Here is a 21,259-nt window from a genome sequence, read left to right on the forward strand (position 1 = left end):
GCGGTCGGGGCGGGGGCGGTCAGGGCGGGGGCGGTCAGGGCCGTTGCGGAGCGCGAAACTCGCATGGACAGGCGGTGTTACGTTGAAGCGGTCCACCAGCGACGGTCGAGGGGGTGTGCATGGCCGAGACCATGGGGCGGGTCCTGCCGGTCTATCTGGTGGCGGACGAGTCCGTCTCCATGACTCCGGTCGTGGACGAGCTGAACGCCGGCCTCCAGTCACTCCACGACGCCCTGCTGCGTGAGCCGCTCGCAGCGGCCAAGGTCCGCTTCTCGATCATCGGGTTCTCCGAGGACGTGATCGTCCACTCCGCACTGTCCGACCTGCGCAACGAGTCGGCGCTGCCGCAGCTGTCCGTACGGGCCGGGACGGCCTACGGCGTCGCGTTCAGCCTGCTGGTCGACCGGATCCCGGCCGACGTGCGCGCCCTCAAACGGGAGGGCTTCGCGGTGCACCGGCCGGCGGTGTTCTTCCTCAGCGACGGCCAACCGACCGACCCGGGCGAGTGGGAGCCGGTCTATGCCGAGCTGACCGACCGGGAGCGCACCCCGACCGCGCCGAACATCATCGCGTGTGGCATCGGCGAGGCACGGGCCGAGACGATCCTGCACGTGGCGACCCGGCCGGAATTCGCGTTCGTGGCCACCCCCGGGGTCGAGGTGGGGTTCGCGATCGCCGAGTTCTGCACCGCCCTGACCCGCAGCGTCATCAGGTCGGGGCAGGCCGTCGGTGGCGACACGGCGGAGCTGGTCGTGGAGCGGCCGGACAGCTTCCGGATGGCCGTGGACGTGGTGTGAGCTTCGACTGGGCTCCTCCGCTGATCGGGGCGACGGGCCCGGAGCTGCCGGCCCGCGCGCCGCAGACGCAGCCGTACCGGCCGGACACCGTGCTCGACGGGTGGGCGACGGACGGCTTCGCGGTGCGGGCGGCCTCGGTGCGCGGGCCCGGCCACCGGGCGTCCGACGTACCCCGGCAGGACGATTTCGCGCTGGCCACGGCGGACGGTTCGGTGATCGCGGTGGTGGCCGACGGGGTCTCCAACGCCCCGCTGTCCCACCTGGGCGCCACCATGGTGTGCCGGACGGTCGTCGACTACCTGCTGCGCGCCGACGACACCGTCGACTGGCACGACCTGCTGCGCTGCGCGGGCTGGGCCCTGGTGGAGTACGCCGGGCGGCAGCTGGGTGAGCCCGATCCGCAGCGGGCCGAGGCGCTGCTGGCCAGCACCGTGGTCGTCGCCCTCGTCCGGCCGGACGGGCCCGGTCGGGCCGTCGCCCACCTGGTCCGGGTCGGTGACTCGGCCGCCTGGCGGTTGCGCGACGGCACCTGGGAGCCACTGCTCACCGACCCGACCGACCCGCAGGACGAGTTGCTGCCGGACGGCGTCGCCGCCCTGCCCCGGGTGCCCACCGAGGTCGACCCGGTGGCGGTGACCCTCGTCGCGGGCGACGTGCTGGTGCTGGCCACCGACGGTTTCGCCGAGCCGCTCGGGCACGGCACCGGGGACCTCGGGCAACTGTTCGGCGACGGGCTGACCACGCCGCCCGCGCTGACCCGGCTCGCCTGGATGCTCGACTTCGCCGGCGGGGCCTGGGACGACGACCGTACCGTGCTGGCCGTCTGGCCGGTCCCGCCCGAACTGCCATGACCAGCCCACTGCCGCCCGAGGTGAGCCTGTCCGCCCTCGGCCCGCGTAACCGCATCGGGGTCGGCGGTCAGGGCACGGTCTACGCCCTCACCGAGGACCCCCGGTGGGTCTACAAGGAGTACGCGACCCGGCTCGTCGACGACGTCGACGTGACCACGCTGAACCGTTTCGTCCGACTCGCCGCCGACGCCGGACCGGACGCGGACGCGCTGCTCGGTCTCGCCGCCTGGCCCACCGCCGTCGTCCGTAAGGAGGGCGTGGTGCGGGGCTTCCTGATGCCCCGGGTGCCCGACCGGTTCCGGGTCCGGATCCAACTGCCACGCGGGCCGGACACCGTGCTGGCACAGGTGCAGTACCTACTCAACAACGACGACTACCTGCGCGGCCGTGGCCTGCACGTCGACGACCGGATGCGCCTCGAACTGCTGCGGGACACCGCCGAGGCGCTGACCCTGCTGCACCGCCTCGGGGTCTGCGTCGGTGACCTGTCGCCGAACAACCTGCTGTTCAGCCTCGACGCCCGACCCCGGTGCTACTTCATCGACTGTGACGCGATGCGCCTCGATGGCGACTCGGTGCTGGCGCAGGCCGAGACCCCCGAGTGGCACGTGCCGGACGCGGACGCCGAGGAACTGGCCACCCCGGCCACCGACGCGTTCAAGTTCGGACTGCTCGCGGTCCGCCTGTTCGCCGGTGACCAGCAGACCCGCGATCCGGCTGCGGCGCAGCGGCGGCTCGACCGGCAACTGGTCACCCTCGCCGGCCGGAGTCTCGACCCCGTCCCGGACCGCCGGCCGGCCCCGGAGCACTGGCTGGACGCCCTGGAGCGGGGCATCCGACGCACACCGCCGACGGCACCGGCTGCTTCCCCGGGCCCGGAGCCGCCCGGTCAGGGGTCGACGCGCCCGAACGCCCCCCGCCGGGACCCCGTACGCCGCAACGTCCCCCGGCCCGGGGTGGTCAACCCCCAGCCGGCCGGCCGGGGTTGGGGTCTGCTCGTCGCGGCGATCGCCGCGATCGCGGTGATGGCCGGCCTGATCAGCGCCAACAGCGACACGACGAGCACGACCCCCCGGGCCCGGTCGAGTCTGCCGACGGGAGTGCGGTGGGACGCCACCATCGTGCCCTCCTACCCCCGGGTCCTGCCCACCCGCTACCCGGCAGGGGTGCCCGCAGCGCCCGTCCTGCCGCTACCGACCCGTTTCGACCTCGAAAAGCTCCTTCCCCTGGCCAGGCCCTGCCTGTTCAGCGACGTCACGGTGGGGCGCGGCCTCAACCGGACGTCCGCCCGGACGAAAGCGGCGGTCGCCGCCGTCGGCAGCTTCCTCTGCGGGATCAACATCGACTCACCACGCCTGGCCGACCGCAGCAGCACCCAGACCGCGCGCGCCGCCACGTTGGCGGACCGGGGCCCGTTCCGTGGCGCGACCATCATCGGGATCCGCACCGCGGCCAGCGGCAGCCCTCAGGTCAACGTGGTGTTCGTGCCGAGTGGTGAAGGCTCGTCATCCGATTGCTGGCGCTCCCGGCTGTCACTGGTCAAGGACGGTGCCGGATACCGCGTGGGCTCGCTCGCCGCCCCGGCCCGGGCCTCCTGCCCGTGACCGCTGGCACCCTTGTGCAGCAGGTCGTTGACGGCGGCAGCGGTGGACGGGGGCAGCGGACGACCCTCCTCGACGGGGAAGCCCAACTCGGCGACCAGGCTGCGGTGCCGCAGGTCGACGGTCGCCTCCACGGTGTCGGCGAACAGGCCCACCGCGGACCGGGCCCGCCACCAGAAGACGACACCGAGGGTCGCGCCGAGCGGTGCCGCCGGCCACCACCACGGGGTCAGCGCCAGGTAGAGCACCGCCCAGCCGGCCGAGGTGACGGCCCGGTCGAACCGGTCACGGGCCTGCATCACGTCGGTCCGGCCATCGGCGGTGAGCAGCAGCCAGAGCCGTGGCCAGATCAGGCCCAGGCGGAGACCGTACTGCGCGGCGACCCGGTCGTCGGCGAGGCGGATCCGGTCACCGATCCACGTCGGCCGGGCCGGCAGGTACACCGCCGGGACCACCCGGTGTTGCGCGACCAGCCGACGCGCGGCAGCGGCCCGGCGGCGGGCGGTCAGCGCCGTCGCGATCCGCCCCGCCGGGCCGGCCCAGGACCCGAGCCAGAGGTGGCGGACGACCCGGCCGGCCGCCTGGGCGCCGACGGCGGCCACCGCGGCGACCGCGACGACGAGCGACCCGACCACCACGGCCAGGCTGACCCGGCCCTTCAGGTGGTCGAGCGCGTCAGCGGCGGCGAGCGCCGCGCCGGGCACGTCGAAGACACCACCGCGCCCCGGCAGTACGGCGAACGCGGCGACCAGGCACCACAGCAGGCCGGGGCCCAGCGCCCGGGTCAGCCACCGGTCGTTGAGGCGTCGGCCGACCTCGCCCAGCAGCACCTCGATCATGGCTCGGTCCGGTACGTCATCGGCGTACCGGCGAGCGCACAGTGCGGCACCCGACCCCGGTCGTCGCGGTGGGCCCGGCGTGCACAGCGGTGGTGTGGGCAGCGGTAGTCACCGTTGAGCACCACCGGCGCGAGACCCTCCAGTCGGGCGCCCCCGGCGTAGTCGGGAAGCGACGGGCCGGAGCCGATGCCGCGCTCGGTCTCGGGCTCCGGTCCGACGGTCCAGCCGAGCTGCCGGCAGACCTCCTCCACCGGCCGGCCGGCGGCCAGCTCGTCGAGCAGGTCGTCGAGCAGGTCGGTCCACATCCCCGCCTCGGCGCGTTCGCGCAGGGTCGGTACGGCGGCGCACAACGCGGCCAGCAGACGACGTTGCTCCATACACGACACTCCTGTCGATTGACGCCCGAGCTGCCGTCGAATCTACTGAATCCGTGCCATCCGAAGCAGGATCCGTCGATTCGATGGATCCGCTCATCGTCGCCTACAACGACAGTGGCGACGAGTCGCTGCTGGTCCGGGCCGAGGACGTGGCGCGGAGCCTGCTCGCGTCCGATCCGTCCCGGGTGGATGTGCTCGCCGCGCTCTCCACCGTCCTGATGTTGCGGGGCCGGGCCTCGGACCCGAAGCACCTCGACGCGGCGGTGGTCGCCGCCGAGCAGGCCACGGCGCTGACCTCGCCCGGTGATCCGTGGTGGCCGTACGTCAACGCCCAGCTGGCCCTGGTCGTCGGCTTCCGGTTCGAGCAGCGGCGTAAGGTGGCGGACCTGTCGACGGCGAAGCGGCACGCGGACGTCGCGGTGGCCGCCGTCGGCGCGGACGACCCGATCCGGATCGACGTGCTGGTCCGCTGCGTGAACGTGTACCGGCTCAGTTTCGAACGGTTCGGCCAGTTGGCGGACATCGACGCGGCCGTACGCCTCAGCCGGGAGGTCCACCGGTCCACCGACCCGGACCACGTGCTCACCGCCCGCCAACTGCTGGCGCTGTGCCTGGCCATGCGCTTCACCCGGACGGGCGGTCCACGCGACATCGACGAGGCGATCGAGCACTGCCGCAGCGGTCTGGCCGCCATGCCCGCGCGGCACGTGGACCGGGCCGCCCTCAACGGTGTGCTGGTGATCGCGCTGGTGCAGCGTTGGGTGAGCACCGACCACGCGGACGAAACCGACCTGCACGAGGCGGTCCGGGTCAGCCGGCAGGTCGTCGCGGACCTGCCGGCCGTCGGCACGGTCCGCGCGCAACTGCTGGCCACCCACGGGGTGCTGCTGGTCCTGCACGGCCTCAGCAACAACTCGTCGGTGCACCTCGACGAGGCGATCCGCAGCGCCCGGGAGGCCGTCGACGCACCGACCGCCGGCACCCAACGGGCCGGCCACCTGGTCAGCCTGGCCCACTCGCTGCTCATCCGGGCCCGGATGAGCAGCGACCCGGCCGGGGTCAGCGACGCCGTCGACACCGGTATGGCCGCCCTGGCCGGGTTCTCGCCGGGCCATCCGGACCGGGCACGGGCCCTCAACGTGCTCGGCACGGCGTTGCGGATCCGCTACCTGATCGATCACGACCCGGCCGACCTCGACGCCGCGGTCGGCATGTGGCGGTCGTCGTCGGCCTCCCGGGCGGGTGCGATCGAGATCCGGATGACCGCCGCCCGCACCTGGGCGCAGACCGCCGCCGAGGCCGGTGACGCGACGCTGGCCCTGGAGGCGTACGGCACCGCCGTGGGTCTGCTGCCGCTGCTGGCGTGGCGGGGCCTGGACCGTACCGTGCAGGAGAAGCGGCTGACCTCGGTGGCCGGCCTGGCCGGCGACGCGGCGGCCTGGGCCATCGCCGCCGGTCAGCCGCAACGCGCGGTGGAACTCCTGGAGCAGGGTCGTCAGGTGCTGTGGTCACAGGCCCTGCAGACCCGCAGCGACCTGTCCGCGCTGGCCGCGGTCGCACCCACGCTCGCCGACGAACTCGACCGGACGCGCCGGGAACTGGACGGCGCCGGGGCGTCCCCGATCGTCGCGCTGCCGTCCCGGCCCGGCTGGGAGCTGGGCCGGGACCTGCTGACCAGCGCGCTGGGTGGACCGCACCGTGCCGAGACCGAGGACGCCGGTCACCGCCGCCGGTTGGCGGAACGCTGGGAGCGGCTGGCGGCCGAGGCCCGCCGCCAGCCCGGCTTCGAGAACTTCCTGCACCCGCCGTCGTTCGCCGCCCTCCAGCCCGCCACCAGGGGCGGGGCCGCGGTGCTGGTCAACACCTCGCGGTGGCGCAGCGACGCGATCGTCGTCACCGCCGACGGGGTACGGGCCGTGCCGCTGCCGTGGCTGTCGCACGACACGGCGCAGCGGCGTGCCGCGGCGTTCCTCGAGGTGCAGCGGGCGGTGGAGGGGGGCGGCGGGCCGGCCGAGCGGGCCGCGTTGCACCAGACGCTGGTGTCGTTGCAGCGGTGGCTCTGGGACACCGTCGGGGAGTCCGTCTGTGCGGCCCTCGACGACCTGCTCGGCGTCGGGCCGGAGCGACGGCACCGCGTGTGGTGGTGCCCGACGGGGCCGCTGACGATGTTGCCGCTGCACGCCGCCGGCCGGTTCGGGGCGAGCGCCCCGCTCGCCGCGCGACGCCGGATCTCGATCGCCGCGCGTTGCGTGTCGTCCTACACCCCGAGCCTGTCCGCGCTGCTGCGCGCCCGCACCACCCCGGCGCCGCCCGGGCCGCCGCGGGCGTTCGCGGTGGGGCTCGGCACCCTGCCCGGCCAGCCGTCGCTGCCGGCGGTCAGCGACGAGCTGCGCGCGGTCAGCTCGCACGTGCCCGGCCTGCGGGTGTTGTCCGGTCGCAGCGCCACCGTCGAGGGTGTGCTGAGCGCGCTCGAACGGCACAGCTGGGCGCACTTCGCCTGCCACGGCGACCAGGACTTCAAGCGGCCCAGTGCGGCCGCCCTCCGCCTGGTCGACGGCAGGCTCAGCGTCCTGGACCTGGCCGGCCGCCTCGCCGCCCGCAGCCAGTCGGCCGGTGGGGCCGACCTCGCCTACCTCTCGGCGTGTCGCACCGCGGCGGGCGGCCGGGACCTGCCCGACGAGGCGATCCATCTCACCGCGGCGCTCCAGATGGCCGGCTTCCGACACGTGATCGGCAGCCAGTGGGCGGTCTCCGACCGGGTGGCGGCCCAGGTCGCCGGCGACGTCTACGCCGGGCTGAGCGCCGGGGACCACCTGGACGCCGACGGTGCGGCCGTCGCGCTGGACGCGGCCATAGATCGGGTACGACGGGCGCACCCGGACCGCCCGGAACTGTGGGCGGCGCTGGTCCACACCGGCCCCTGACCCTCCGGCAGCAGCGGCCGGCGGGGGCGTCAGCGCCGCTGGACCGGGATCACCGGCAGCTCGGGGCCGGGTGGCACAGCTTCGCGGTGCTGCAGCGCGACGATGCCGGCGGTGATCTCGTCGGGTGGCACCGGACGACCGAAGTGCCAACCCTGCCCGTTGTCGCAACCGGCCGCGGTCAGCCGGTGGGCCTGCTGGGCGGTTTCGATGCCCTCGGCGGTCACGACGAGACCGAGCCTGTGCCCGAGCGACACGACGGTGCCGAGGAAGTCGTCATCCGTGCCGGGGCGGCGGGCCCCCGGCCAGCGGGCCGGCTGCGCCGACGGCCGGGTCAGACTGGCGTCGAGTTTGAGGCCGTACAGGGGCAGGGAGCGGAGGTTGGCCAGATTCGCATAGCCGACGCCGAAGTCGTCGATGACGATCCGGACGCCGAGTTGCATCAACGCCGCCAGGGTCTGCGTCACCACGCCGGTCAGGTCGATCACCGCCTGCTCGGTGACTTCCAGGTGCAGCAGGTGCGGCGGCAGACCCGTCCGGTCGAGAATCTGCGCCACCTCCCCGGCGAGGCCGGTGCGGTGCAGTTGGCGTACCGAGACGTTCACGCTCACGTACAGGCCGGGTTGGATCCGCTGCCAACTGCTGGCCTGCCGGCACGCCTGCTCCAGCAGTTGGCTGCCGAGCGCCACCACGAGGCCGGTGCGTTCGGCCAGCTCGATGAAGCGGGCGGCGCTCAGCAGCCCGAGCTGGGGATGCCGCCAGCGGGCCAGGGCCTCCACCCCGGCCAGCCGTCCGGAGCGTAGCGCGGTGACGGGCTGGTAGGCGGCGGTGAACTCGCCCTGTCGCAGCGCCGCCGGCATGGCCGCCGACAGCCGGTAACGCTCGGCGTCGGCGTTGCTGCGGTCCTGGTCGAACAGGCGCAGGGTGGCCTTGCCGTCCGCCTTGGCCCAGTGCAGCGCGATCTCACCGGCGCGCATCAGGCGCGCGGCGCCGCCGTCGGCGACGGTGCCCTCGGCCACCCCGGCGCTCACCGTCAGCGGCACCTCGGTGCCGCTGACCCGGAACGGGGCGGCGAGCACGGCGAGCGCCCGATCAGCGATCTTGACGACGTCCCCGGCGCAGGTGGTGTCGCGGACCAGGATCGCGAACCGGTCGCTGTCCAGCCGCGCCACCAGGTCGACCCGCCCGTCGGCGAGCGCGCCGAGCCGGGCGGCGATCTCGCGCAGGAGCAGGTCGCCCACCTGGTACCCGAGTACGTCGTTGACCGCCGCGAAGTCGTCGACGTCGAGGCAGCAGACCCCGACCCGGTCGGTCGGCGCCTCGGCGGTGGACAGCCGTCCCAACTGCTCGGTGAGCAGTGTCAGGTTGGGTAGTCCGGTCAACTGGTCGTGCGTGGCGAAGCGACGGAACCTGGCCTCGCTGACCCGTAACGCCTCCTCGGCCTGGGTGCGGGCGGCCAACGCGGCAAGCCGGACCGTGTCCTGGGCCCGCAGGCTGTGGTCGTGCGCGGCCGACGTGAAGCCCGTCGCGAGTTCCGCCAGCAGGTCGTTCAGCCGGGCCGTCCGGGTGGGGTCGGCGGCGACGCCGAGGTCGCCGAGGAGCCGCGAGGTGAGGACCGCGATCGTCCCACCGAGCGCCTCCGGCGACCCGAAGCCGGCCGCCACCAGGTCGGCACCGATCCGACGGCCTTCGCCGGGCCCGCCCGGTCCGGCGAGGACCGCGGTGACCAGGCGGTCCGCGAGCCCGGTGACGATGCGGTGCCGTTGTTCGGCGCTGATCGGCACGTAGTGGGCCCGGTGCAGGGCCGTGGCCCACGCCGTCACGAACTCCCCGACGCCCCGGCCGTCGGCCCCGTCGGCGGCGGGCCGGTCGTTCACCTGCGGCGTCCGACTCCGACGTAGAAACTCATCCGTTCCGGGTGCTCGCCGACGTCGGCCTCCGACTCGGGACGCCACAGCGGGGACCACACCACGCCGGGTTCGACCAGGTCGAGGCCGGTGAAGAAGTCCTCCACCTGGGCGCGGGTCCGGGCGGTGACCGGGGTGTTCGTCCGGCCGCTGAGCCGGGCGCCCTCGCCCATCTCGTCCGGCCGGCTGTCGGTGGTGACGTGGCTGATCGCCACGCAACTGCCGGGGGCCAACGCGGTCCACAGCCGCCTGATCAGTCCGTACGGGTCGTCGTGGTCGGGGACCGCGTGGACCACCGAGACGAGCAGCAGGCCGACCGGTCGGTCCAGATCCAACAGCCGGCGGACCTCCGGATGGTCCAGGATGGCCTCCGGATGGCGCAGGTCCTCGAGCAGGGCGACCGCGTTCGGTTGGCCGGCGAGGATGTGCGTGCTGTGCGTCACCGCCACCGGGTCGATGTCCACGTAGGCGACCCGGGAGTGCGGGTCCACCTGCTGGGCGATCTCGTGCACGTTGCCCACCGTCGGAATACCGGACCCGATGTCCAGGAACTGACGGATCCCCTCGTCGAGCATGAACCGCACCGCCCGGTGCAGGAACTCGCGGTTGGCCCGCGCGACCAGGCGGAGATCGGGCACCGCAGCCAGTGCCTGGCGGGCGAACTCCCGGTCGACCTCGAAGTTGTGCGAGCCGCCGAGCCAGTAGTCGTAGGCTCGGGCCACGCTCGGCCGGCTGAGATCCACATCTGCTGGTGCCCATTCCGGCCGTTCCATCGCCACCCTCCAGCACCACACATTGACGAACCGCCGCCACTATAATCGGAACTTTGCCACCATTGCACCGCGCCGAGATCCCTACGCCGGTCCGCAGGTCGACGGGTGTGTCGATGTCGGCGGGGGCCTGACCGTCGGCGTGGTGCTGCCCAACCGCCCGCCGATCCCGGCGTCGGAGACCTCGGTGCACGCCCGCCCACCGGGAGCCGTACGACCGCCACGTCCGGCACCAACCTGGGCAGATGATCCGGGAGGCGCTGCTGCGGTTACGGGCGGGTGCGGAGGTCGAGGCGGCGACGCTGGCGCGGGATCTGGAGGCGCTGTTCGCGGCATCGCGGGATTCGAACGCCGACGACGAACACGATCCCGAGGGTGCCACCGTCGGCTTCGAACGCGCCCAGCTGATCGCGCTGCTCGCCGCGACGCGGGCGCGGATCGCCGAGGTCGACGACGCCCTGCTCAGGCTGGCGGCGGAGACCTACGGGAGCTGCGAGCGCTGCCAGCAGCCGATCGGTGCGGAACGACCCCCCGTGCGGCCGTCCGCCCGCCACATCTCGTGTGCGTAGGACCGACGGGCCGGGCGTCCGTGACGCCCGGCCCGTCGGCTCACGGCCTGCTCAGCTCGCCGCGCAGGACAACGCCGGTACGCCGTTGACGGCACCCGACGATCCGAGGAAACCGAAGGTCGTGCTGCCACCGGCACCCAGCGCCCCGTTGTAGCCGACGTTGCGGGCGGTGACGGTCGAGCCGCTGGTGGTCAACGTCGCGCTCCACGCCTGCGTCACCTGCTGCCCGTTCCCGAACGTCCAGGTCACCGTCCAACCGTTGATCGCCGAACTGCCGGCGGTCACCCGCACCTCGGCCTGGAAGCCACCCTGCCACTGACCGGTCACCGTGTACGACGCCGCACAGGACCGCCCGGTCGACGGCGGTGGGGTCGTGGTGGGCGGCGGTGGGGTGGTGGTCGGCGGCGGCGGGGTGGTGGTGGGGGGTGGGGTGGTGGTCGGCGGCGTCGTGGGGGTGGTGCCGCCGACGGCGCTCATGATGGCGTCGATGATGCCCTGCTGGGTGACCGTGGCGTTGCTGCGGTTGAACAGCCCGAACCCGTACGCCCCGTTGTAGCCGTTGTCCCAGTAGGCGGTGGCCGCGCCGTACTTCCTGGCGGCGGCCACCAGGGTGCGCGCGTAGTCCGCGCGGTACCTGTTGTTCGTCGGGTCGGCCGACGTCTTGTCGACCGAGCCGTACTCGCCGACGAAGACCGGGTAACCACGCGAGACGAAGGTGTCGCGCACCTTCTTCAGCTGCCCGTCCATGTGGTCCTGCTGACCCCAGGTCGACTTCCGGGACGGAGTGGTGGCGTTCGGCCCCCACTGCGTGATGGTGCCGTTCTCCTCACCGGCGAAGTCCCAGGGGTCGTAGTAGTGCACCGAGATCATCAGCCGTTGCTCGTTGGCGGGCACGGACGACGACCGGTACTGGTCCGTCGGCAGCGTGAAGCCGTAGTTGCCCACGGTGTAGTCGATGTTGGTGTTCCAGCCGGGGACGAGCAGCCAGCGGGAGGTGTTGTTCCCGCCGGTGCGGCGGACCGTGTCCACGAAGATCTGGTTGTAGGCGTTGATGTTCGCGTAGCACGGCTGGGTGGGATTGCCGTACTGCCCGTCGAACTCCTCGTTCATGGATTCGAGGATGAGTCGCTCGCTGTAGCTCTGGAACCTGGTCGCGATCTGCTGCCAGACCTTCTGGTACTTGTCCCGGATCGTCGTCTGGTTGGACGAGTCGCAGATCAGCCACGAGCCGTTGACGGTCTTGAAGCCGTCGCCGTGCATGTTGATCAGCACGTACAGGCCGCGGCCGTAGGCGTAGTCGACGATTTCCTTGATCCGGTTGAGCCAGGCGGAGTTGATCGTGTAGTTCGGGGCGGACCCGATGTTGCCCAGGTAGGACACCGGGATGCGGATCGTCTTGAAGCCCGCCGCCTTGACCCGGTCGATGAACGCCTGGGTCACGACCGGGTTACCCCAGGCCGTCTCGCTGGGGATGCCGTTGGCGTTGGCCTCCAGGGCGTTGCCCAGATTCCAGCCCGCCCCCATGTCGGCGACGAGTTGGGTGGCGTTCACCTGGGCCATGCTGTCGGCCGAGGCGGAACTCGTCAGCACGGCGGTGGAGCCGGCCAGCGCCAGGACGCCGGAGAGCACGGCGAACTGCACCTTCCTGAGGGTGGATTTCACAAGAGTCTCCCGTCTTCGAGCCCACAGTCACACTGGGTTGTCGAAGCGATTCGACGATATTTCGACTGCCTGTCCCGGCAGCCGACGGGCCGCCAAATGATAGATGCATGTGCATCAATAAGGCAAGGTCGTCGCCGTACGGCCGCTCGTCAGGGGCCATGGCGGACGTCCGACGGGCACCACCCGGGCCGCAGGGAAGGGGCGCGTCACGGCGTGCCGGGCAACCGGACCGTGACGACGAGACCTCCGTGCGGGGGCGGGACGAGGTCGAGCGTCCCGCCGTGGGCGCGGACGATGCTGTGCACGATCGCGAGACCTAGGCCCACGCCGGCGTGTTCGTCGGTGCGCACGCGTTCCGTTCCGCGCCGGAAGGGTTCGGTGAAGGTCGACACCAGAGCGGGTGGGAGCCGCCGGCCCGTGTTCTCGATCCGCACCATGCTCGTGGCACCGCACGCCTCGGTCAGGACCGTCACGGTGCCGCCGGCGGGAAGGTTGTGCACGATGGCGTTCTGCACGAGGTTCGTCACCATCCGCAGCAGGAGTTCGGCGGAGCCGCTGGTGAGTGCCGCCCCACCGCGGACGTCCAGGGTGATCCGACGCCGTTCGGCGAGAGGAAGCAGCGTCTCGGCGGCCTCCTCGGCGAGGAGGGAAAGGTCGACGCGCTCGCGGGTGAAGGCGCCACGGTCACCACGGCTGAGCAGCAGCAGGGCCTCGGTGAGGTCGATCGCCCGCTGGTTGACGGTGTGCAGTCGTTCGATGAGTTCGCCCCCCGCACCGGCGGGTTCCCGGCGGGCCACGTCGAGGAGCGCCCGGGAGATCGCAAGCGGCGTACGCAGCTCGTGGGACGCGTTCGCGGCGAACCGCTGCTGCTCGGCGACGTGGGACTCGAGCTGTTCGAGCATCGAGTCGAACGCGTCGGAGAGCTCCCGGAACTCGTCGTCGCGGCCCGCGAGCCGAATCCGGTGGGACAGCGACCCGCCTGCGGCCATCCGGGTGGCGTGGGTGATGCGGTTCAGCGGCGCGAGCATCCGGCCGGCGAGGATCCACCCGCCCAGCAGGCCGAGGAACAACAGCAGGGCCAGCACTGCGGCTGCTCTCGGGGCGAAGGCACGGAGCAGGTCGGAACGGTTCGGCACGAACATCACGGGGGCGGGGAGACGGGAACCGTCGGGTGCCGGCGCGGGCAGTCGGGCGTCGTCGATCACCTCGGGTACGTACCGCAGCAGGAACACCCACACGGTGACCAGCAGCAGGCCACCGACCAGCATGACGAACCCGGCATAGCTGAGGGTCAGCCTGAGGCGGACGCTCGGACCGGGCCGCCTATCCACGGTCCGCCCCGCCACCCCCGGCACCGGGCGCGGTGTCGATGCGGTAGCCGACCCCGGGCACCGTGGCGATGATCCACGGTTCGCCCAGCCGTTTGCGCAGCGCGGAGACGGTGATGCGCACGGCGTTGGTGAAGGGGTTGGCGTTCTCGTCCCAGGCCCGGGCCAGCAGTTCCTCGGCGCTGACCACCCCACCCTCGGCGGCGACGAGGACCTCCAGCACGGCGAACTGCTTGCGGGTGAGCGCGACGTGGCGTCCGTCGCGGAAGACCTCCCGGCGGAACGGGTCGACCCGCAGGCCCGCCGTCTCGCGGACCGGGGGCCGGGCGTACCCACGCCTGCGGTCGAGGGCCCGGAGCCGGAGCACCAGCTCCCGGAGTTCGAACGGTTTGGTGAGGTAGTCGTCGGCACCGAGCTGGAAGCCGGACGCCTTGTCGTCGATCCGGTCGGCCGCGGTGAGCATGAGGATCGGCATGCCGCTGCCGGAGGCGACCACCCGCCGGGCGACCTCGTCGCCGGAGGGGCCGGGGATGTCGCGGTCGAGGATGGCGAGGTCGTAGTGGTTGACGCCGAGCAACTCCAGGGCGGTGTCGCCGTCGGGAGCGACGTCGGCGGCGATCGCCTCCAGCCGCAGACCGTCCCGGACGGCTTCGGCCAGGTAGGGCTCGTCCTCCACGATCAGTACCCGCATACGCGCAGCCTATGGTCGGCGACATTCGACGGACACATCCCGGACGTACCTCAGCCGACCGGCACCGACGTGGGACCCGGCCGCTCCGACGGCACCTGCCACCAGGGGCGGGACGCCAGCGCGGCCAGCACGGCACCGGTGGTGTTGACCAGCACGTCGTCCACCGAGGACACCCGGTCCAGCCACAGGACGTACTGGGCGGTCTCCACCAGGACCGAACAGCCGACGCCGAGCGCCAGGATCCGTGGCACCGAGGCGAGCGCCGCGAACCGCATCGGGGCGAAGAACCCCAACGCCGCGAGGACCAGCAGGTTGCCACCGATACCGACCGGGCCCATGGTGACCAGGTCCCGTAACGGGACCAGGCTCACCCGGCCGGGGCCGACGCCCGGCGCCGCCCCCGGCATCAGGGTCATCCAGACGAACGGCACCGTCCCGTAGACCATGCCCACCTCGGCCAGCGACGTCCGCCACGCCTGGGCTACGCCGACGGCACGCCGGGAGTGCGCCAGCGCCCACATCACCAGGGCCGCCAGCGGCAGCCCCACCAGGGTCATGAACACCACCCCGTTGAACGTGTCGTAGCAACCCTGCCACCGCCCGGCCAGACACCTCGGAGCGGACATCAGCAGCGGCCGCCGTACGACGAACGCCGCGCCCGCCAGCCCGAGGAAGAGCAGGCTGGCGAGCACGATCCGGCGGGTGGGGCGGAACGCCCCGGACGGGTGTGCACCGTGTTCCATGCCCCCATCGAAGCCCCCGGCCCGTTGCGACGGCGTATCCGATTCCGCATACGCCCGCGATACACCGAGGCCCGACGGAGCGCACCGTCCGGCCGGCCCTCAGCCACCACCGCCGGGTGGGCCGACCGGTCCGCCGGTGACGGCCTCGGCCTCCCGCAGGCAGATGTCCAACATGGGTACGCCGTCGCTGTTGCCGAGGATGACGCCGACCCAGCCGGTGTCCGGGTAGATGCTCCAGTTCGCGCCGACACCACCGGCCCCGCCGCCCCGGCCGATCACCCACTGGCCGTTGACGATGCTGACCGGCATCGTGTACCCCTCGTACGCCGTGGGCACCGGGCCGGGAAGCTTGGCCCCGGCGAACAGGTCGGCGTAGGGACGGTCGAGCAACGTACCGTCGCGCAGCGCCTCGGCGAACCGGACCAGGTCCGGCGCGGTGGCGAAGCCGTCACCCGAGGCGTACCCGATGAAGCCCCGACCCGGATTGCGGCCCAGGATGTTGGGGTCCAGGCTGCCCTTGTCCAGGTTGCGGACGGCATCCACCTGTCTGCCGTCGGCCTGCTGCAGGTACGGGTGCGCGATGTGCCCGTCGGTGAGCCACTGCTCCCTCGTGTAGAACGCCGAGCCGCTCATCCCGCAGCGCCCGAAGACATGCTCGTGCACGTAGTCCCAGAACGTCATGCCGGAGACGGCCTCCACGATCTGCGCGGCCATGGCCAGGCCGACACCGCCGCCGGGCAGGTGACCGTTGGACCCGGCACCCGGAACCCCCACCAGCGTCGCCTGCCGGGCCCACTGCTCGTGGTGGTCGTGCACCTCCTCCCGGCTGTGGAAGACGCGTTGCCAGTCCGGCATCGGGGCGTCCAGCCCGGAGGTGCTGGTGAGCAGGTGGTGGATGGTGACCCGCTCGGCGATCTGACCCGCGAGCCCCGTCAGGTGGGTGCCCACCGGGTCGGACAACGTCACCCTGCCCTGCTGCACCAACTGCAGGATGGCCACCGACAGGAAGGGCTGGCTGCCCGAGGAGAGGTTGAACGCGGTGCCCTCGTGGTTGCGGATCCCCCGCTCCCGGTCGGCCATGCCGTAGCTGCGCGACAGCACCGTCCGCCCCCGGTGGGACAGCAGCACCACGCCGGAGAACCTGCCCTCGGCGGCCAGCTGCGCCACGTACCGGTCGTAGGCCCCGCCGGGCCGGGTGTCCGGCCGGGCCGGGTCGCGCCCGGACGGGCCGGTGCGGGCCGGGGCGGCGTGCCCCCGCCCGGCACCCACCAGCGGGGAGCCCGCCACCAGCCCGGCGGCGGCCATCCCACCCCAGGTGACCAGCCGCCGCCGGTCGACACCCCGTGTGGCATCCGAATGCATGATCATGCTCCTTGCCCGGTCGACGATTGATGCGCTGACAGTGCTGCGCTCCGGTTCATCGCCGTAGTCAAGATGCACGCACGTTGCGGGGGCGTATGCGTTTTCCGATACGCCCCCGATACAGCGCCGGTGACCCGACCGGCGTACGGACAGCACGCCCGGACGGGTCCGTGCCGATCGCCTGACGACGGCACCGGGCCCTGACGGTACAGCCAGCGCTACCTCGGTCGGCCCGCCACCTGGATTGCTGGAGGCGATTCCCAAAAATATGGTTTCTCTGCGGAAGAAATCAACGAAAATTGGAGTCCGGCGATGTCGGTTAATAGCGCACGACTCGAATTCGGGTCGACAGTTACGAGAGAGACGCCGGTGGCGGCGGTGCGGGTCCAGCAACTGCGCAAGGTCTATGGCGGGGATCGGCAGGCGGTAACCGCACTCGCCGGAGTCGACGCGACCTTCCAGCGCGGGACGTTTACCGCGGTGATGGGCCCGTCCGGCTCGGGCAAGAGCACGTTGCTGCAGACTGCGGCGGGGCTGGACCGCCCGACCAGCGGCCTGGTGTGGGTCGGCGACACGGAACTGTCGAAGCTGTCGGAGACAAAACTGACCAAGCTGCGGCGATCGGAGATCGGGTTCGTCTTTCAGGCGTTCAACCTCGTCGGAGCGTTGACGGTGCAGGAGAACATCACGCTGCCGTTGCGGCTGTCCGGAAAGCGGGCGGACCCCCTCTGGATACAGCAGATCGTCAACCGGGTCGGGCTCACCGAGCGGCTGTCCCACCGCCCTTCGGAACTGTCCGGCGGGCAGCAGCAACGCGTCGCGATCGCCCGGGCACTGGCCACCCGGCCGGAGGTCATCTTCTGTGACGAGCCCACCGGCGCGCTGGACACCCAGACCGCCGGTGAGGTGTTGGCCCTGCTGCGCTCGGTGGTGGACGAGGCGGGACAGACGGTCATCATGGTCACCCACGACCCGGTGGCGGCGTCCTACGCCGACCGGGTGATGGTGCTGGCCGACGGGCGCATCGTGCAGGACATGCCGCAGCCGGGCGCGGAGCGGATCGCCGAGCACCTCGCGACGCTCGGGCGTCGTCCGCAGCTGACGCAGGAGGGCTGACCCGTGCTGAAACTGGCCGGACAGATGCTGCGTCACCGCAAGGGCAGCGCGACCGCCACCCTCCTGGCGATGACCGCCGGGGTGCTGATCCTGATGTCGCTGGGCGTCCTCGTGGAGTCCGGCCTGCGCTTCACCGCCGCCCCACAGCGTTACGCGGCCGCCGACGTCGTCGTCGCCAACCGGGACATCACCCTCACCTCCACCATGCTCGGCGAAAAGGAAACGAACACCGTCGCGCTGCCTGAGGGCGGAACAGTCCCGGCCGCGATGGTCGACCAGATCCGGCAACTGCCGGGGGTGGCCACCGTCGTCGCCGACCGGACGGTGCCGGCGATCCTGCCGAACGGTGCCGCCACCGGCCACGGCTGGAGCAGCACCGCCATCACCCCGTACCAGCTGACCAAGGGTGCCCGACCCACCCGCGACACCGAGGTCGCGCTGGACGAACGGCTGGCCGCTTCGGTGGCTCCGGGCGACGAGGTGCCGATCCTGGTGAACGGCAGCGCACGGACGTACCGGGTCAGCGGTTTCGTCCGCCACGCGGGCCCCCGGCCCGACCCGCACGCACCACCCGCGGTGTTCTTCACCGACGCGCACGCGGTGGTCATCCACCCCCGGCTGGGACAGGTCGACGCGGTGGCCGTCCTGGCCGAACCCGGTGCCGCCCCGGCCGTGGTGGCCGACGTGCGCCGGCTGGCCGCCGAAGCCGGCGTCAAGGCCTACGCCGGCGACGAGCGGGGGCTGCTGGAACAGTCCGCGGACCAGGCGGCCTCCCTCATGCTGGTCCAGCTGGGCAGCGTGTTCGGCGGCTACGTCGCGCTGCTGGTCATGTTCGTGGTGGCGGGCACCATCGGGCTCGCGGTCCGGCACCGCCGCCGTGACCTCGCCCTGCTGCGCGCCGTCGCCGCCACCCCCGGCCAGGTCGCCCGCCTGATCCTCGCCGAGGTGGGACTGCTCAGCCTGTTGTCGGTCGTCATCGGTGTGCCCGTCGGTTGGCTCGCCAGCCGCTGGCTGCACCAGGAGTTGGTGGACCGGGCGTTCATCCCGGACACCTTCCCGGTTCGCGGTGGCGGCTGGGCGGCGATCGCCGTGGCGGTGGCAACGGTCACGGTGGCGACCGGTGCGGCGTTGCTCGCAGCGCGTCGGACGGTGCGGATCCGCCCGACGGAGGCGCTCGGTGAGATCGCCGTGGAATCCGGCCGCAACGGCGTACTCCGCCTGATCTCCGGATTCGCCGCCCTGGCCGGCGGCTTCGTCCTGATCGCTCTCACCGGCGCGGCGAAGGGGACCGCCGCCCTCGGGCCCGCGATGGGTCTGCTGTGTCTGTTCGTCCTCGCGGTGGCTCTGCTCGGGCCGTGGATCAACCGGGCCGCCGCCCGGCTGCTCGCCCCGGTGCTGCGGCGGGTGTGGGGCGACAGCGGCTACCTCGCCGCGGCGAACCTGCGCGCCAACGCCCAGGGCATGGTCACGGTGCTGACCGCACTGGTGCTGTCCGTCGGTTTCGGCGGCTCGGTCTGGTTCCTCCAGGACAACCTGGACAAGCAGATCGTCGCCGAGAACCATGGTGGGGTGCTGGCCCAGCAGACCGTGGTTTCCGCCACCGGACTGCCCGACACCATGCTGGCGCAGATCCGCGACATCCCCGGTGTGCTCGCGGCCACCGGCGTACGAAACACCTCGATCATCCCGGACGGAGCCGTCGAGAGCGCGGATGCGCAGGCGATCGACCCGGAGGGCGTCGACCTCACCATGGACCTCAAGGTCCGCAGCGGAAGCCTGGCGGACCTGCGCGGGTCGGCCATGGCAGCGTCGACCCTGCAGGCCGAGTCGAGCGGCTGGCGGGTGGGCGACCAGGTCACGGTGCGGCTCGGCGACGGCACACCCGCCGACCTGCGCGTCGTGGCGATCTACGACCGGGGCTTCGCGTTCGGCGCGGTCACCGTCGTCAAGGACGTCGTCGCCGGGCACACCGCCGTCGCCGGCTACGAGCGGATCCTGGTACGCACCGAGCCCGGCAAGGACATCTCCGCCGCGTTGGGCGAGGTCATCGGCCAGTACCCCGGCAGCTCGGTGACCAGCACGGCCGACATCAGCGGTCAGCTCGCCGACGACCTCGCGCTGAGCGCCTGGCTCAACAAGCTCCTGATCGGCATCATGGTCGGCTACGCCGCTCTCGCCGCGGCGAACACCATGGTCATGGCCGCCCTCGCCCGGGGCCGTGAGTTGGCCCTGCTGCGCCTGGTCGGTGTCACCGGCAAGCAGGTCAAGCGGATGGTCCACGCGGAACAGACCGGCCTGCTCGGCGTCTCGCTGCTCATCGGCGGAGCCATCGCCGCCGTAACCCTGGTGTCGATCGTGCACACGCTCACCGGGCAGCTGGTGCCCTACGTGCCGACGCTGGGATGGGTGTCCATCATCGGCGGCACGACGCTGCTGGCGCTGTTCACCACGATCCTGCCGGTTGCCCGACTGCTCCGCGTCCCTCCGGTCGCCGGCATCGGCATCAAGGAGTAACCGGCCACGGCTGGCCGGTTGGGCGGATCGGCCGAACACGCGCGACGGGCGGGCCCGCAACACGGGCCCGCCCGTCGACCTCAGGGCGACGACGGGCCTGAGCACATGGCCGCAGCAGTGCCACCCTCATCGTCCTTGCCGAAGATGCCGGGAAGGCCGACAGCACCCGGACCGCCAGGACCGCCGGGACCGCCAGGACCGCCGGGACCGCCGGGACCGCCAGCCCGGGCTGCGGCCCGATACCGTCGAGACGAAAACAGGGAGACGACCTCAGCTATGACGAGCGACAGGAACACGGGCCGCCGGGGGTGGATCGCCGCTGCGATTGCCGTCCTCGCGGCAGCCGTCGTGACGGAGGAACTGCTGCGCTCCGGCACGCTGGCCGACGGTCTGCTGGACCACTGGTGGGGTCACGTCGGCAGCACCGCACTGCTGCTCGGCGGTGTGGGTGCCGGGCTGTACTTCCTGCATCGCGCGTACCGCAGCTGAGCCACCCTCGAAGCAGGTACGCCCTGACCGGGCCCTTCAGACCAGGTCGGCCTGCGCGGTCACGACGAGATCCTCGTCCGTAGCCGCGCCCGTCCTACGCTCCACCGCCTGCCCGGGAGGCCGACCGCCGCAGCCACGGCGGGCCGGCCGGTTCGGCGTAGCCGCAGGGAGCAGGGAGCAGGGAGCAGGACGAACAATGGCACGACCACGTAGGGCCGGCCCCGACGACGCGGCTGCGCTGGTACGACTTCGCGTCACCATGCTGGAGGCGATGGGGGCACCCGTCGGCGACGCCACGGCACCGTGGCGGGCCGCCGCCCTGGACTGGTTCACCCGTTCGCTGAGCGATCCGCAGACGTTCGCCGCCTTCGTGATCGAAGACCCCGAACACGGCATCGTCAGCAACGCCTCCGGCCTCTGCGACCGGCACGCGCCGGGACCCGGCAATCCAGGAGGGTTACGCGGTCACGTCTTCAACATCAGCACCGTGCCCCACGCACGCGGACGCGGCCACGCCCGGGACTGCCTGAACGCGCTCCTGCGCTGGTTCGCCGACGACACCACGGTCAGCGTGGTCGACCTCAACGCCACCCCGGGCGGCGAACGCCTCTACCGAACCCTCGGATTCGCACCACCACGCCACCCCGCCCTGCAACTACGCCGGGACCAGATGTAGGGCTGCAGGTGCAAGGACGCCAAACGGGTCCGGAGACGACCACCCG

The 21,259-nt window shown here is 72.3% G+C and carries 17 protein-coding genes; 9 read left to right on the forward strand and 8 right to left on the reverse strand.

Annotation, left to right across the window (positions count from 1 at the left end; all coding sequences use genetic code 11):
- Positions 1-119 precede the first annotated feature (119 nt).
- From AB0C22_RS29930 to AB0C22_RS29940, 3 genes are read left to right on the forward strand one after another with little or no spacing between them, the layout of a single operon-like run.
- Entirely contained in the window at positions 120-797 is a 678-nt protein-coding gene (locus AB0C22_RS29930; RefSeq protein ID WP_219465218.1) for a hypothetical protein, read from the forward strand.
- Positions 794-1,648: a protein phosphatase 2C domain-containing protein gene (locus tag AB0C22_RS29935; RefSeq protein WP_219465219.1), complete on the forward strand. Its 855-nt coding sequence runs from the start codon at positions 794-796 to the stop codon at positions 1,646-1,648. Before AB0C22_RS29930 ends, AB0C22_RS29935 begins: the two co-directional genes overlap by 4 nt.
- Positions 1,645-3,252: a hypothetical protein gene (locus tag AB0C22_RS29940; RefSeq protein ID WP_357538266.1), complete on the forward strand. Its 1,608-nt coding sequence runs from the start codon at positions 1,645-1,647 to the stop codon at positions 3,250-3,252. Before AB0C22_RS29935 ends, AB0C22_RS29940 begins: the two co-directional genes overlap by 4 nt.
- An 832-nt stretch (positions 3,253-4,084) precedes the next feature.
- Here the strand turns inward: AB0C22_RS29940 and AB0C22_RS29945 are convergent.
- A complete protein-coding gene (locus AB0C22_RS29945; RefSeq protein ID WP_219465222.1) occupies positions 4,085-4,465 on the reverse strand; it encodes a hypothetical protein in 381 nt (126 codons plus the stop codon).
- Positions 4,466-4,548: 83 nt separating this feature from the next.
- On the opposite strand from AB0C22_RS29945, the gene AB0C22_RS29950 reads away from it, so the two are divergent.
- Complete coding sequence (locus AB0C22_RS29950; protein WP_219465223.1) at positions 4,549-7,389, forward strand: CHAT domain-containing protein; 2,841 nt, start codon at positions 4,549-4,551, stop codon at positions 7,387-7,389.
- A 29-nt stretch (positions 7,390-7,418) separates the two neighbouring features.
- Here the strand turns inward: AB0C22_RS29950 and AB0C22_RS29955 are convergent, their stop codons facing one another.
- On the reverse strand, positions 7,419-9,263 hold the full coding sequence (locus AB0C22_RS29955) for a bifunctional diguanylate cyclase/phosphodiesterase (RefSeq protein WP_357538268.1): 1,845 nt from the start codon (positions 9,261-9,263) through the stop codon (positions 7,419-7,421).
- A complete protein-coding gene (locus tag AB0C22_RS29960; RefSeq protein WP_208564992.1) occupies positions 9,260-10,066 on the reverse strand; it encodes an SAM-dependent methyltransferase in 807 nt (268 codons plus the stop codon). The genes AB0C22_RS29955 and AB0C22_RS29960 overlap by 4 nt, the downstream gene beginning before the upstream one ends.
- A gap of 242 nt (positions 10,067-10,308) precedes the next feature.
- Here AB0C22_RS29960 and AB0C22_RS29965 point away from each other — a divergent pair, with 242 nt between their 5' ends.
- Complete coding sequence (locus tag AB0C22_RS29965) at positions 10,309-10,632, forward strand: DnaK-like suppressor protein (protein ID WP_219465224.1); 324 nt, start codon at positions 10,309-10,311, stop codon at positions 10,630-10,632.
- 51 nt (positions 10,633-10,683) lie between these two features.
- Here the strand turns inward: AB0C22_RS29965 and AB0C22_RS29970 are convergent, their stop codons facing one another.
- The 5 genes from AB0C22_RS29970 to AB0C22_RS29990 all read right to left on the reverse strand — a co-directional run bounded on the left by AB0C22_RS29970 (position 10,684) and on the right by AB0C22_RS29990 (position 16,418).
- Positions 10,684-12,294 (reverse strand): cellulase family glycosylhydrolase, encoded by a 1,611-nt coding sequence (locus AB0C22_RS29970; RefSeq protein WP_357538271.1) that lies wholly within the window; start codon positions 12,292-12,294, stop codon positions 10,684-10,686.
- Positions 12,295-12,500: 206 nt separating this feature from the next.
- A complete protein-coding gene (locus AB0C22_RS29975) occupies positions 12,501-13,625 on the reverse strand; it encodes a HAMP domain-containing sensor histidine kinase (RefSeq protein ID WP_357538273.1) in 1,125 nt (374 codons plus the stop codon).
- Positions 13,618-14,313 carry a response regulator transcription factor gene (locus tag AB0C22_RS29980; protein WP_219465226.1) on the reverse strand — a complete coding sequence of 232 codons (696 nt, stop codon included), beginning with the start codon at positions 14,311-14,313 and terminating at the stop codon, positions 13,618-13,620. The genes AB0C22_RS29975 and AB0C22_RS29980 overlap by 8 nt, the downstream gene beginning before the upstream one ends.
- A 50-nt stretch (positions 14,314-14,363) precedes the next feature.
- Positions 14,364-15,056 (reverse strand): VanZ family protein, encoded by a 693-nt coding sequence (locus AB0C22_RS29985; RefSeq protein ID WP_357538275.1) that lies wholly within the window; start codon positions 15,054-15,056, stop codon positions 14,364-14,366.
- 99 nt (positions 15,057-15,155) lie between these two features.
- Positions 15,156-16,418 (reverse strand): serine hydrolase domain-containing protein, encoded by a 1,263-nt coding sequence (locus AB0C22_RS29990; protein WP_357538277.1) that lies wholly within the window; start codon positions 16,416-16,418, stop codon positions 15,156-15,158.
- Between the two features lie 369 nt (positions 16,419-16,787).
- Here AB0C22_RS29990 and AB0C22_RS29995 point away from each other — a divergent pair, with 369 nt between their 5' ends.
- From AB0C22_RS29995 to AB0C22_RS30010, 4 genes are all read left to right on the forward strand, one after another.
- The gene (locus AB0C22_RS29995) at positions 16,788-17,534 is read left to right on the forward strand and encodes an ABC transporter ATP-binding protein (protein ID WP_308290943.1); all 747 of its coding nucleotides are present in this window, start codon (positions 16,788-16,790) and stop codon (positions 17,532-17,534) included.
- A gap of 3 nt (positions 17,535-17,537) precedes the next feature.
- A complete protein-coding gene (locus AB0C22_RS30000) occupies positions 17,538-20,048 on the forward strand; it encodes an FtsX-like permease family protein (protein ID WP_357538279.1) in 2,511 nt (836 codons plus the stop codon).
- A 348-nt stretch (positions 20,049-20,396) separates the two neighbouring features.
- Positions 20,397-20,537: a hypothetical protein gene (locus tag AB0C22_RS30005; protein ID WP_208564995.1), complete on the forward strand. Its 141-nt coding sequence runs from the start codon at positions 20,397-20,399 to the stop codon at positions 20,535-20,537.
- Positions 20,538-20,733: 196 nt separating this feature from the next.
- Positions 20,734-21,213, forward strand: coding sequence for a GNAT family N-acetyltransferase (locus AB0C22_RS30010; RefSeq protein ID WP_219465231.1), 480 nt, complete (start codon positions 20,734-20,736; stop codon positions 21,211-21,213).
- The last annotated feature ends 46 nt before the right edge of the window (positions 21,214-21,259 follow it).

It is taken from the genome of Micromonospora sp. NPDC048894 (assembly GCF_040649765.1).
Lineage (GTDB): Bacteria > Actinomycetota > Actinomycetes > Mycobacteriales > Micromonosporaceae > Micromonospora > Micromonospora antibiotica.

Coding starts and splice junctions, on each gene's coding strand:
- AB0C22_RS29930 (WP_219465218.1), top strand. CDS start 120: ATGGCCGAGACCATGGGGCGGGTCCTGCCGGTCTATCTGGTGGCGGAC.
- AB0C22_RS29940 (WP_357538266.1), top strand. CDS start 1,645: ATGACCAGCCCACTGCCGCCCGAGGTGAGCCTGTCCGCCCTCGGCCCG.
- AB0C22_RS29945 (WP_219465222.1), bottom strand. CDS start 4,465: ATGGAGCAACGTCGTCTGCTGGCCGCGTTGTGCGCCGCCGTACCGACC.
- AB0C22_RS29950 (WP_219465223.1), top strand. CDS start 4,549: ATGGATCCGCTCATCGTCGCCTACAACGACAGTGGCGACGAGTCGCTG.
- AB0C22_RS29960 (WP_208564992.1), bottom strand. CDS start 10,066: ATGGAACGGCCGGAATGGGCACCAGCAGATGTGGATCTCAGCCGGCCG.
- AB0C22_RS29965 (WP_219465224.1), top strand. CDS start 10,309: ATGATCCGGGAGGCGCTGCTGCGGTTACGGGCGGGTGCGGAGGTCGAG.
- AB0C22_RS29980 (WP_219465226.1), bottom strand. CDS start 14,313: ATGCGGGTACTGATCGTGGAGGACGAGCCCTACCTGGCCGAAGCCGTC.
- AB0C22_RS29985 (WP_357538275.1), bottom strand. CDS start 15,056: ATGGAACACGGTGCACACCCGTCCGGGGCGTTCCGCCCCACCCGCCGG.
- AB0C22_RS29990 (WP_357538277.1), bottom strand. CDS start 16,418: ATGCATTCGGATGCCACACGGGGTGTCGACCGGCGGCGGCTGGTCACC.
- AB0C22_RS30010 (WP_219465231.1), top strand. CDS start 20,734: ATGGCACGACCACGTAGGGCCGGCCCCGACGACGCGGCTGCGCTGGTA.